The organism is Marinomonas foliarum (genome assembly GCF_016906065.1).
Lineage (GTDB): Bacteria > Pseudomonadota > Gammaproteobacteria > Pseudomonadales > Marinomonadaceae > Marinomonas > Marinomonas foliarum.
On record NZ_CP070273.1, the window covers coordinates 1,859,944 to 1,872,183 of the forward strand.

At 45.1% G+C, this 12,240-nt stretch carries 10 protein-coding genes; 5 read left to right on the forward strand and 5 right to left on the reverse strand.

What is annotated here, in order from left to right; all coding sequences use genetic code 11:
* Positions 1-49: 49 nt before the first annotated feature.
* The 5 genes from JSY38_RS08640 to JSY38_RS08660 form a co-directional block, all read right to left on the reverse strand.
* Positions 50-1,144 carry an ABC transporter ATP-binding protein gene (locus JSY38_RS08640; protein ID WP_114411426.1) on the reverse strand — a complete coding sequence of 365 codons (1,095 nt, stop codon included), beginning with the start codon at positions 1,142-1,144 and terminating at the stop codon, positions 50-52.
* Positions 1,145-1,215: 71 nt separating this feature from the next.
* On the reverse strand, positions 1,216-2,358 hold the full coding sequence (locus JSY38_RS08645) for a carbohydrate ABC transporter permease (protein WP_114411425.1): 1,143 nt from the start codon (positions 2,356-2,358) through the stop codon (positions 1,216-1,218).
* Position 2,359: 1 nt separating this feature from the next.
* Positions 2,360-3,370: a carbohydrate ABC transporter permease gene (locus JSY38_RS08650; RefSeq protein WP_205116477.1), complete on the reverse strand. Its 1,011-nt coding sequence runs from the start codon at positions 3,368-3,370 to the stop codon at positions 2,360-2,362.
* 111 nt (positions 3,371-3,481) lie between these two features.
* Positions 3,482-4,834, reverse strand: coding sequence for an ABC transporter substrate-binding protein (locus JSY38_RS08655; protein ID WP_114411423.1), 1,353 nt, complete (start codon positions 4,832-4,834; stop codon positions 3,482-3,484).
* Between the two features lie 458 nt (positions 4,835-5,292).
* Complete coding sequence (locus tag JSY38_RS08660; RefSeq protein ID WP_114411422.1) at positions 5,293-6,264, reverse strand: carbohydrate kinase family protein; 972 nt, start codon at positions 6,262-6,264, stop codon at positions 5,293-5,295.
* Positions 6,265-6,491: 227 nt separating this feature from the next.
* On the opposite strand from JSY38_RS08660, the gene JSY38_RS08665 reads away from it, so the two are divergent.
* The 5 genes from JSY38_RS08665 to JSY38_RS08685 all read left to right on the forward strand — a co-directional run bounded on the left by JSY38_RS08665 (position 6,492) and on the right by JSY38_RS08685 (position 12,157).
* Positions 6,492-7,226 carry a response regulator gene (locus JSY38_RS08665; protein ID WP_205116479.1) on the forward strand — a complete coding sequence of 245 codons (735 nt, stop codon included), beginning with the start codon at positions 6,492-6,494 and terminating at the stop codon, positions 7,224-7,226.
* Positions 7,216-8,682, forward strand: a complete 1,467-nt coding sequence (locus JSY38_RS08670; protein ID WP_114411420.1) for an ATP-binding protein — start codon at positions 7,216-7,218, stop codon at positions 8,680-8,682. The genes JSY38_RS08665 and JSY38_RS08670 overlap by 11 nt, the downstream gene beginning before the upstream one ends.
* Before the next feature lie 241 nt (positions 8,683-8,923).
* Positions 8,924-10,171, forward strand: a complete 1,248-nt coding sequence (locus JSY38_RS08675; RefSeq protein ID WP_114411419.1) for an ABC transporter substrate-binding protein — start codon at positions 8,924-8,926, stop codon at positions 10,169-10,171.
* A 179-nt stretch (positions 10,172-10,350) separates the two neighbouring features.
* The gene (locus JSY38_RS08680; RefSeq protein WP_181858502.1) at positions 10,351-11,280 is read left to right on the forward strand and encodes a carbohydrate ABC transporter permease; all 930 of its coding nucleotides are present in this window, start codon (positions 10,351-10,353) and stop codon (positions 11,278-11,280) included.
* Positions 11,273-12,157: a carbohydrate ABC transporter permease gene (locus JSY38_RS08685; RefSeq protein ID WP_114411418.1), complete on the forward strand. Its 885-nt coding sequence runs from the start codon at positions 11,273-11,275 to the stop codon at positions 12,155-12,157. The genes JSY38_RS08680 and JSY38_RS08685 overlap by 8 nt, the downstream gene beginning before the upstream one ends.
* Positions 12,158-12,240 lie beyond the last annotated feature (83 nt).

Here is a 12,240-nt window from a genome sequence, read left to right on the forward strand (position 1 = left end):
AACTAAAACAGGGAGCAACACAGTGCTCCAATAAAAAGAATTCAAATGATTAACGACGATAAGACACTTCTTTATCATCAAATAAATGCATTTTTTCAGGCAAAGCAGACAGATGGACAGTGTCTCCACGTTGAGTTTTCAAGGTACCTGCTTGCTTCGCAATCACCATTTCTTCACAGCCTGGAACAGTGACGTACAGTAAAGTTGCTTCACCTAAGGACTCAACAAACGTTACCTGACCTGATAAGAAGCCTTCAGCCTCAGTCGCTACAACCAATAAATCTTCTGGGCGAATGCCAAAGAATGCCGCTTTAGCTTGCTCGCTGCTGCCAGTAATAATGGGAGTTTCAACCATAACGGTAGAAGATAAAGACACCTGGGTTTGCTCGCCGGTTTTCTCGATACGACAAGGCACCACATTCATTGCTGGCGAACCAATAAACTTAGCAACAAAGACATTAGCTGGATGCTCATACAAGTCTAATGGCGACCCCACCTGTTCAATGTTACCCGCAGACAACAACACGATACGATCCGCCAAGGTCATAGCTTCCACCTGATCATGGGTCACATAAATCATGGTTGAGTCCGGCATGCTGTCTTTTAAGTTAGCAATTTCCATACGAGTCGCGACACGCAATGCTGCATCCAAGTTCGACAAAGGCTCATCAAACAAAAATACTTTAGGTCGACGAACAATCGCACGCCCAATCGCCACACGCTGACGCTGTCCACCGGATAGTGCTTTTGGCAATCGATCCAAGTAAGGAGTGAGTTGCAACATATCAGCCGCTTTACGCACCTGCTGGTCAATGCTCTCTTTACCGACCTTAGCGATCTGTAGACTGAACGCCATGTTGTCGTACACCGACATATGCGGATACAACGCATAACTTTGAAAAACCATCGCAATGCCGCGCAGTGCCGGCGGTATATCATTCACCACCTGACCATCTATCTCTAAAGTACCTGCTGAAATTTCTTCCAAACCAGAGATCATGCGCAACAAGGTTGACTTGCCGCAGCCTGAAGGCCCAACAAAAACGATAAACTCGCCTTTTTTAATGTCTAAATTGATGTCTTTTAACACTTCCACTTTATTGGAATAAATCTTTTTAACATGGGTTAACTTTACATCTGCCATGATTCAATCGCCTCAATCTAAATACGTACTTTGAGTGAGGAGCCAAGCTCAACTCACTCGCGCAACGGGTGTTATTTCACAGAACCTGCCAACAAACCGCGCACTAAATAGCGCTGTAAGCTGAAGAAGACACACAAAGGAACAATAATGGTAATAAACGCCGACGCCGTCAGAATCTCCCAATTACCACCTCGAGACCCTAGTAGCTCTCGCAGCTGACCGGTTAATACCAAATGCTCTTCATTATTTCCCAAGAAAACCATGGCGATTAGCAAGTCGTTCCATACCCAAAGAAATTGGAAAATGGCAAACGAGGCCAACGCAGGAAATGACAAGGGCAAAATAATTTTGCGGAAAATATCGAAGTCTGACGCCCCATCCACACGAGCTGACTCGATGATTTCACTCGGCAGTCCGGCGATATAGTTACGTAATAAATAAATCGCTAAAGGCAGACCAAATCCCGTATGCGCCAGCCAAATCCCTACATAGGTTTTTGAACCAACACCAAAGAATTCACCAATCAAATTGTAGCTTTTTAACAAAGGAATCAACGACATTTGCAGTGGCACTACCAACAAGCCCACTACTGCAGCGACCAATAACGCTCGGCCTGGAAAACGCATCCAAGCCAATGCATACGCAGCAAACGCCGCCACTAAAATAGGAATAATCGTCGCAGGAATCGTCACCGTTAAGGAGTTTAGGAACGATTGGCCTAAACCTTCAGCACTCAACACCTCACGATAGTTGTCCAAGGTAAAACGCGGAGGCACTTCTGCCGTATAAAAAATTCGTTGTCCTCGAGATCCCTTCCATTGCGCAGGGGAAGCAAGAGCGTAGTCACCATTCGCCATCACTTGTAATGTCTGACCATTCCTCATTTCAGCCAAGGTTCCCGCGGCAAATGCTTCAGGATCTAATGAGCTAAAACCAAACTGCGTGATAACTGCAGATGAGTTCGTCAACAAATTACCGCGAATAACGAACTGATCACCCTCTTGGGTTTGAGTTTTCGGACCATTCGCACGGTCAACAATACGCTGTTCAGAAGTCGATAGTGCCGTCCACCAGCCAGACACAGACAACTGGTCTTTGTCACGGATAGAGGAAACAAATAACCCTGCTGTTGGGATAGTCCAAATCACCACCAAAAACAACACAGTGGCGTGTACCAAGTAAGTCAACGGGGAACGTTTCGATGATGCAATCATATTAACGCTCCTCCATTTCTGCGTTCGCACGCTTAATATTCCAAATCATAATAGGGATAACCAACACCATAATCACAATGGCAACCACAGCGCCACGACCAAAATCGCCACCACCACGGAACATCCAATCAAACATTTGATTCGCTAAGACTTGCGTATCCCATTGACCATTTGTCATCGCCAGCACGATATCAAACACCTTAAGAACCAAAATGGTGATCGTCGTCCAAACAACAGCAATGGTTCCCCAAATTTGCGGCACCATAATTTTAAAGAAAATCTGTACGCCGTTAGCACCATCTAATACCGCTGCCTCAATGGTCTCATCGGGGATTCCGCGTAGCGCAGCAGACAAAATAACCATCGCAAAACCGGTTTGAATCCAAATTAGGATGATCATCAAAAAGAAGTTGTTCCAGAAAGGAATCGTGATCCAATTTTGTGGCTCACCACCAAAGAACACCACAACGGCATTGAGCAAACCAATTTGAGCATCACCGCCACTGCGAAAATCGTAGATGAATTTCCAAATAACCGATGCACCGATAAACGAAATAGCCATCGGCATAAAAATCAGACTTTTCGCAATATTTCCCCACCAGATACGGTCTGTCATGGTGGCGATAACCAAACCAAAAAACGTCGCTGCTGTGGGCACAACAATTAGCCACAACATGTTGTTACGGAAGGATTCAAAAAACTCATCACTGCCAAATAGCCACACGTAGTTTGAAATACCAACAAACTCGTCGCCGCTACGGTCAAAGAAAGACAAGCGAATGGAGTCGATAACGGGATAAAATAGGTAAAACGTCAGCAACAATACCGCTGGGCCTAAAAACAGCCAAGGACGAATGGTATTGGAAATACGCAGATTTCGAGCGACTTTTTGAGCAGGTCCACTTTTTGTCGGAAACACTTTATCCAATAGGATATTAGAACCGTAAAAATACACAGCACATCCCAGTACACCCAAAAGCATGGTCACTAACGCGGAAGCGAGCTGAGCCATATAAACTCCAAAATACTTAGAACAAACAGATCACCCAAGGGCCATCTGGTAATGTGAACAACAAATAATAAAGCCTCTAAACGATCACTCGTTTAGAGGCTTTTAGTTAGCTTATTTCAACGCATCCCATGTTTTTTGAATATCATTAGCAACTTCTTTTGCGTCTTTACCGCCAGTGTAATCCACCATTCCAGTCCAGAAAGAGCCTGCACCGATTTTACCCGGCATCAAGTCAGACGCATCAAAGCGGAACGTGGTTGCATAACGCAGGATCTCACCTTGCTTCTTCGCTGTTTCACTCGCATAGGTTTCAGGATTGGCTTTCAAATGAGCCGAAATAAAACCTGTTTGCGCCATCCACAATTCATGAGCGATTGGAGAACGAATGAAGTCAATAAAAGCTCGCGCGCCTTTTGAATCATTCGTAATACTTACCAAAGTACCCGCACCCAAAACTGGATTACCTAGGTCTTTAGACTCATACGATGGGAAATAGAAGAAGTCAGCGTCTAAACCAAGCTCAGTACCTTCTGGGAAAAACGCCGGAATGAAAGACGCTTGACGATGCAAGTAACATTTAGGAGGCGATTGGAATAAGCCTTTAGGGCTGTCACGGAAGTCAGTAGAAGACACCGCGCCTGCTCCGCCATCCACAAAGTCATCATTACGAGCGAACCAACCAAACTCCTCAATCGCACCAACAACACGAGGGTCATCAAACTTAATTTCGTTGGTTACCCATTTGTCATAAACAGAGGCAGGTTGTGTACGCAACATTAAGTCTTCTACCCAGTCTGTTGCAGGCCAACCTGTTGCAGCACCAGAACCCAGTCCGATACACCAAGGAGTGCCGCCATCAGCAACAATCTGTTCAGTAAGTGACTTTAGGTCTTCCATAGTTTCAGGCACATCATAGCCAGCATCTTGGAAGTTATCTGGCGAGTACCAAACCAAAGACTTCAAATCAGCACGGTAAAAAACACCGAAGAACTCTTTATTACCCTTTTGATTTTTAAAGCTCGCTAAGTCCACCCAAGACTGCCCCGCAGCATAATCGTTCACTACAGCATTTTTTACGGTATCGCTAAGTGGCGCTATAAAGCCTTTCGCAGCTAAATCTGCCGCTAGGCCTGGCTGAGGGAAAACAGAAATATTAGGTGCACTGCCCGCTTGGGCATCAATCACAATTTGTTGCTCAAAGGAATCTGAGCCCGCGTAATTTACTTTAGCGCCAGTGGCTTGTTCAAAATACGCAACAACACGTTCAAAGTTACCTTTCTCGTCACCCATCCAAGGGCCAAATACAGAAATGGTTTCACCAGACAACTTGGTAGACTTCAACGCATCATAGCTGCTCCAGCTAAAGCGAGAGTCCTCACCAGGTGTAAACATAAGATCAGCTGCATGCACAGCATTTGCGGAAAGCGTCAGGGCTACCGCCGCAGACAATAGAGACTTTTTCATCATAGCTCCTTACGGCACACTGGGAATCCTCCCCTAGTACGCCTTTGTTTTTATTATCGTAGGTCGAAACACACTAAACATGTCTTCTATAAGGATTAAGAAGGAATTTGATTATTAACAAACAAAACCCGCGCTTCAAGCACTTAGCATCCTTAATATTGACTTAATTAATTACTAAATTTAGTTGGATATTATGAAAATGCGAATCTAATCTATTCGCACCAACCTGTATGAAAAACAAACAATATAGGGTTTTCTCTCTGAATTCAGCAAGTTATTGCTCATTTATCGAACATTTCATACGTGTTTCATTCTCAATTCTTGCTAAATTGGAGATCAGGATTTAGGCATAAAAAAGCGCAGACAAACTGCGCTTCATAGGTAACAAAACAATTTTATCGTCTTCTTAACCGTTTAACTAAACGATGAGCCAATGACCTAGATCAATGTCGGTTAAACTAGAACTTCGCCAATTGCGTTTCAGCTTCTGCCACAGTGGGTAAAGAAGGATACGCGCCTAATTTGGTCACAGAGTCCGCACCGCAAGCCGCAGCAAAGCGGACAATGGCGATAAGCTGCTGCTGCGATAGCTCTGCCAATGCCGCACGATCTCCACCTTGCTCAGCCAGCTTATAAAGTAAACCTCCAACAAAGGCATCTCCCGCAGCAGTGGTGTCTTTTACCTCGACTTTCGGCGTAATCACTTCACTAACACCATGTGCCTGTGTGTAGAAGCGGATTGGATTGCCGCCATCGGTTAACACAAACAAGGTAACACCCGCTGCCAGTGATTGCTCGATCAAAGCAAACGGGTCTTCCGCAAGCACGGCCAGTTCTTCAAGGCTAGCTTTCACCACATCGCCACTTTGCATCCAATCAATCACGCGCTTGGTATCGACTTGCCCATTGGGCCAAAGGTTCACACGTAAATTAACATCAATGCTGACAATCCAATTGGCAGAACGCGCCATGCCGACACCCACCAAGGTGGCTTTAGTAATATCTGCATCGGTTAATGTATTGGAACAAGTATGAAAAACGCCTTTGCCCCCCGCAAACCAAGCCGCATCAAAATCCTTCTCGCGAAACAAAATATCAGCGGAAGGGCTTCGGTAGAATTCAAAGCTACGCTCACCTGTTTGGTCCAGACTCACAAAGGCCAGCGCTGTTTTGGCTTCTTTGGTCATCAGCATATTGCTGGTATTTACCCCATAATCATCAAGGGATGCTTTCAAGAAATGACCAAACGCATCATCACCAACTTGACCTACAAAGTGACTATTGCCACCTAAGCGAGCCACAGCAACAGCAACGTTCGCTGGAGCACCGCCAGGAAACTTCGTAAAAGATTCAAGCTCTCCGGCTTTGGTTGCTCCATTTGAAAGAAAGTCGATTAAGGCTTCACCGAATGCCATCACTTTTGTTGTCATTATTGTGTTCTCTTTTAAATACGTGGGTAAAAATAAGGATAGTTGAAAAATTATGCAGGTGGAAAAGTCTTAAATCAATTTAATTTATTTAATTGACGAAACGTCGCCACGTCATTTGAACAATTGGTTCACTCTCACTTTCTTGCTAGACTCGAAACTTACAGACGGTTTTACACAAAATGAAACCTGTTCGCAGGTCTCTATAAACACTTCCACCGAGCAAAAGAATGACCAACGCAAAATGTATCTATGTTGTAGACGATGACGACGAGATCCGCACCCTGCTCAAAACATATTTAGAAAAGCACCAATTTAACGTACTTACCGCCGACTCCGGCGAAGCGTTCTTGGCTAATTTTCGCGCAGAGCAAGACATAGACCTTGTCATATTAGACATCATGCTTCCAGGGCAAGATGGCTTTGCTGTATGTCGTTCTTTGCGCGCTCTTTCACAAGTTCCTGTGATCATGCTGACCGCCAACTCTGATGAAATGGATCGTATTATTGGCCTAGAAATTGGCGCCGATGATTACTTAGCAAAACCTTTTAATCCCCGCGAATTACTGGCGCGCATTAAAGCGATTTTGCGTCGTATGGAACACACCGAAGTCGTTGAAATAACGCCCGTAAGCCACCGTTTTTATCGGTTCGCTCAGTTCACCTTGGATACCTTGTCACGGGAACTGCACTTTGATGATAAGAAAGAATCCTTATCTGGCGCCGATTATAATTTGCTCATGTTGTTTTTGACTCACCCGGGAGCGGTACTCACTCGCGAGCTGATTGCTGAAAATACCCGCGGACGCGACAGCGCGCCATTGGATCGCTTTATTGATGTCCATGTCAGCCGCTTACGCCAACGCTTGCATGAAGACGCGCGTCAGCCCCAACTAATAAAAACTATCCGTGGTCAAGGCTACATCCTAACCGCCAACGTCGAAGTTCTCAGTGATGTCCAATAACAACGCTGAAAGCACAAGCTCACGCATTAAGCGCTGGTCACAATCACTAACAGGACAAATCTTGATTATTATGGCGCTAGGAGTTGCTAGCGCTCAGTTCATCAGCTCAACAATATGGCTACGCCAACTCGAATCTGATACCGAACAAAACGTCCGTGAAGTATCTAAGCACATGGCCTTTCGTATTGCCGCGACTGTCAGTTACTTCAAATCCTTACCAACCAATTATCGCCACATTGTCATTGACCAGTTACAAGACATGGGGGGCACACGTTTCTTTGTTACCCTCAACAAAGAAGAAATCCTCATCAACAACATTCCCGACTCACCTCTCAAAAATATTGTGAAAAACGAGGTGCAATCGACACTGGTGAAGCAATTAGGTATCCGTAATGCTCATATTGCCTTTTCCAGCCCGAGCGATTTACATGTCATCAACAACCACACTCGCCTCGTGGATTTACCAGAGCGATGGGGACACCATAGTTTATTAGTAAAACCTCTTACTCCACCGATTATTGTCATTCAAATCCCTATCAACGACAAAGACTGGCTGTATTTAGCGAGTCTTATGCCAGACCCGTATTTTCTAGAGGGCAACTCGGCACTCACTGGCGACCGCTTATTTTCCATGGCGATGTCGGTCATCACCGTACTCTTGCTGAGCATTGTTATTCTGCGCCGTGTCACTCGTCCGCTGGCGACCTTGGCACGAGCAGCAGAACGCTTTGGACAAGGCGACTGGAAACCGATAAAGGAAGTGGGCAGTGTCGAAGTTCGTAACACTGCCAAAGCCTTTAATGATATGCAGCGTCGTATCCAGCGTTATTTAAATGACCGAGAAAGGTTATTTGCGTCTATATCGCATGATTTAAAAACCCCAATCACTCGCCTACGATTGCGTGCAGAAATGCTCGACGAAGACGATACGCGCGACGCTATGATTCGCGATTTAGAAGACCTAGACATGTTGGTGAAAGGCGCACTACAAAGTGTGAAAGAAACCGATATCCATGAAAATCGTATCGAGGTAAATATCTCCCGCATGTTACGAGACATGCAAACCGCAGCCAATTTACACGATGTGAAACTCACCGTTGTTGGTGAACTGGAGCACCCATTTATAGGTAAACCTCTCGCAATCAAACGCTGTTTGGGGAACCTAGTTGATAACGCACTGTATTACGGAAAAACCGCCATTGTGTACATTGAAGATGATGAAGACGAAGTCTGTATTCGTATTTGTGACCAAGGTCCAGGCATTCCAATAGATAAAATTGACAAAGTCTTTCAACCCTATACTCGTCTTACTCCAGATCACTCCGGTCACCCAGGTGGAATGGGATTGGGGCTGAGTATTGCACGAAATATTGCCCGCGCTCATGGCGGTGAAGTAACATTGAACAATAATATACAACAAGGACTTGAAGCCAAGCTTTGGCTACCAAGACACTGATTTCACGGACTTTTGTGCAAAAAAATAGCAATAAAGTCGGCAATAAAAAGCAACCTTGCAAGACTTTGTTACAATAGGTTGCTCTACTTTACCCCCCCTTGTCAGATCCTTTGCTAAATTCTTTAACTCGAACACTCGCTTAAGCTGGTCTTCAGACAGCGAGGTCGATACAAAAATAACGCAATATCAAAACACTAGATGATTTTGATTAGACGCAATAACAATAACAAAGGTTACTATCATGAAAAAAATTGCTTTCGGTTTAACCACAGTTGCACTTTCTCTAGCCGCGGCTACTGCTCAGGCTGGTGAGGTAGAAGTTCTACATTGGTGGACATCAGGTGGCGAAGCCGCTGCGATCAATGTACTTAAAGAAGAAATGGTAGACGCTGGCCACACTTGGAAAGACTTCGCAGTCGCAGGTGGCGGTGGTGAATCTGCTATGACCGTTCTAAAATCTCGTGCCATTTCTGGCAACCCACCTTCCGCTGCTCAAATTAAAGGCCCAACCATTCAAGAATGGGGTGATCTTGGTTTCCTAACAAACCTTGACGATGTGGCAGAAGCAGGCGAATGGGACGTTATCCTTCCTCAAGTCGTTAGCGATACAATGAAATACGACGGTAATTACGTTGCAGCACCAGTAAACGTTCACCGCGTAAACTGGATGTGGGCAAACCCAGAAGTATTCCGTAAATCTGGCGCATCTATCCCTACAACATGGGAACAGTTCATCGTAGAAGCGAAAAAAATCAAAGCAGCGGGTTTCACGCCACTTGCACATGGTGGTCAGAACTGGCAAGACGCGACTTTGTTCGAAGCAATTGCTTTGGCAAAAGGCGCGAAATTCTACAACAGCGCCTTCATCGGTTTGTCTGACAAAACGCTACGTAGCCAAGACATGATCGACGTGTTTGATACTTTCAAGCAAATGCGTGAGTTCGTTGACCCAGGTTTTTCTGGTCGCGATTGGAACGTTGCTACTTCTATGGTTATCAATGGCGATGCAGCAATGCAAATCATGGGTGACTGGGCGAAAGGCGAGTTCACTGCAGCGGGCAAAAAAGCGGGTATCGATTACGTTTGTTACCCAGCACCAGGCACAAGCGGCTCTTTTACTTTCAACATAGACTCTCTTGCTATGTTTAAAGTAGACGGCAAAGAAAAACAAGCAGCTCAAAAAGACCTTGCTCGTTTGATTCTTGAGCCTAAATTCCAAGAAACATTCAACTTGAATAAGGGTTCTATCCCTGTTCGTTTGAACATGCCACGTGAAAAATTTGATACCTGTGCACACGCATCTATGGATGCTTTCCTAGCAAGCTCTACTACTGGCAACCTAGTGCCAAGTATGGCTCACGGTATGGCTGCAAACTCTATGGTTCAAGGCGCTATCTTTGACGTTGTGACTAACTTCTTCAACGATGAGTCTATGACATCTAAAGAAGCTGTAGACAAGCTAGCACGTGCAGTAAAAGCAAGTATGTAAGATCACGTTTGCAAACATCGTTTGTAGATAAGCATACGAGGCTGGTCCTCTGACCAGCCTCTTCTTAATATTTCTTAGAGAATGCCAGAAACAACACGAGTAAAGATGAATTAGGTTTAATACCACTCCATCAAGCGCAGTCGTTTTATCGCACTCTCTTCTATAGTGAAGCATCAAATATGAACACTAAAGCCGCCAATACTGGGTCAGGGCCGACTCAGTCAGGACGTCCTGCGCGCCTCAGCCTGGCAGATTGGATGCCTAAAATCGTCATGGCGCCAACGGTAATTGTTACCTTGGTGTGCATTTACGGCTACATGATTTGGACAGCCGTTCTCTCTTTCACTGGTTCTCGTATGTTGCCGTCGTACAATTTTGTCGGCTTTGACCAATACGAGCGCCTATTCAACAACGACCGCTGGATGGTAGCCCTATCCAACCTTGGGATCTTCGGTGGTTTGTTTATTGCTATCTGTTTGTTCCTTGGCGTGACTTTAGCCATTTTCTTGGATCAAAAGATTCGTGCCGAAGGCGCGATCCGTACTATTTATCTTTATCCGATGGCGATTTCTTTCATCGTCACAGGTACCGCTTGGAAATGGTTACTTAACCCAACCAACGGTCTAGAAAAAATGATGATCGACTTTGGTTTTGAAAACTTCAAATTCGATTGGTTGATTAATCCAGACATGGTTATTTACTGTTTGGTTATCGCGGCCGTTTGGCAAGCCTCTGGCTTCGTCATGGCGTTGTTCCTAGCCGGACTTCGTGGCGTAGATGGTGATCTTATTAAAGCCGCACACCTTGATGGCGCAAGCACATTTACGACTTACCGTCGTATTATTTTGCCATCACTTAAACCTGTCTTCTTCAGTGCCTTGGTCGTTCTATCGCACATTGCGATTAAGAGTTTCGACTTGGTGGCGGCGTTAACCAATGGTGGACCAGGTTACGCATCCGATCTGCCTGCTAACTTCATGTACACCTACACCTTTACCCGTAGCCAAATCGGCTTAGGTTCGGCGTCTGCTATGGTGATGCTAGGTTGTGTCTTGGCGATTTTGGTTCCTTATTTGTATTCTGAGTTGCGAGGTAAACGCCATGAGTAATAAAGCTGTTGGCCGTAAAACATCTGGCCTAGACAAAGCATTACGCGTTGCCTTGTACACGGTATTAATCGTCGTAGCTGCGTTTTACTTGATGCCTTTTATCGTCATGTTATTAACCTCACTTAAAGACGTTGAAGAGATTCGAACTGGAACACTGCTGTCTTTGCCTGCTTCCTTGAATTTCGATTCTTGGTCAAAAGCTTGGTCAAGTGCCTGTACTGGCGGTAGCTGTGGCGGTATCTCGCCTTACTTCATGAACTCGTTTCAAATCGTCTTGCCAGCCGTAGCTATCTCAACTTTGGTTGGTGCACTAAACGGTTACGTTATTTCCCTATGGAAATTCCGTGGTAGCGATTTCTTCTTTGCCGCCATGTTGGTTGGTTGTTTCATTCCATTCCAAGTTATTTTGTTGCCAATGGCACAAACGCTAGGCTGGTTGGGAATTGCTAATACCACATCGGGGTTAGTCTTCGTACATGTGGTTTACGGTATCGCTTTTACAACCTTGTTCTTCCGTAACTTTTATCAGTCAATTCCAGGTGAATTGGTAAAAGCGGCTCGCCTTGATGGTGCTGGCTTTTTTACTATTTTCTATCGCATTATTTTGCCAGTCTCTACGCCGATTATCGTCGTAACCGTCATTTGGCAGTTTACGCAAATTTGGAATGACTTCTTATTTGGTGTGGCTTTTTCTGGTTTTGATACTCAGCCAGTAACAGTGGCCTTGAACAATTTGGTAAACACCAGCTTCGGCGGTAAGGAATACAACGTCGATATGGCCGCCGCTATTATCGCAGCCCTACCAACACTGGCTGTTTACGTGTTCGCAGGAAAATACTTCGTCCGTGGCTTAACGGCTGGTGCTGTAAAAGGCTAACAGTGGTTTAGCAACCTAGCGAACAACGATAAAGACAAAATGCACTCGTGCCTTCTATCTAACACAGCACGAGTGACCTAAAA

What these genes read in the sequence shown, in the direction of transcription:
- JSY38_RS08640 (WP_114411426.1), bottom strand. Translation starts at nt 1,144, where the DNA reads ATGGCAGATGTAAAGTTAACCCATGTTAAAAAGATTTATTCCAATAAA.
- JSY38_RS08645 (WP_114411425.1), bottom strand. Translation starts at nt 2,358, where the DNA reads ATGATTGCATCATCGAAACGTTCCCCGTTGACTTACTTGGTACACGCC.
- JSY38_RS08650 (WP_205116477.1), bottom strand. Translation starts at nt 3,370, where the DNA reads ATGGCTCAGCTCGCTTCCGCGTTAGTGACCATGCTTTTGGGTGTACTG.
- JSY38_RS08655 (WP_114411423.1), bottom strand. Translation starts at nt 4,834, where the DNA reads ATGAAAAAGTCTCTATTGTCTGCGGCGGTAGCCCTGACGCTTTCCGCA.
- JSY38_RS08660 (WP_114411422.1), bottom strand. Translation starts at nt 6,264, where the DNA reads ATGACAACAAAAGTGATGGCATTCGGTGAAGCCTTAATCGACTTTCTT.
- JSY38_RS08665 (WP_205116479.1), top strand. Translation starts at nt 6,492, where the DNA reads ATGACCAACGCAAAATGTATCTATGTTGTAGACGATGACGACGAGATC.
- JSY38_RS08670 (WP_114411420.1), top strand. Translation starts at nt 7,216, where the DNA reads ATGTCCAATAACAACGCTGAAAGCACAAGCTCACGCATTAAGCGCTGG.
- JSY38_RS08675 (WP_114411419.1), top strand. Translation starts at nt 8,924, where the DNA reads ATGAAAAAAATTGCTTTCGGTTTAACCACAGTTGCACTTTCTCTAGCC.
- JSY38_RS08680 (WP_181858502.1), top strand. Translation starts at nt 10,351, where the DNA reads ATGAACACTAAAGCCGCCAATACTGGGTCAGGGCCGACTCAGTCAGGA.
- JSY38_RS08685 (WP_114411418.1), top strand. Translation starts at nt 11,273, where the DNA reads ATGAGTAATAAAGCTGTTGGCCGTAAAACATCTGGCCTAGACAAAGCA.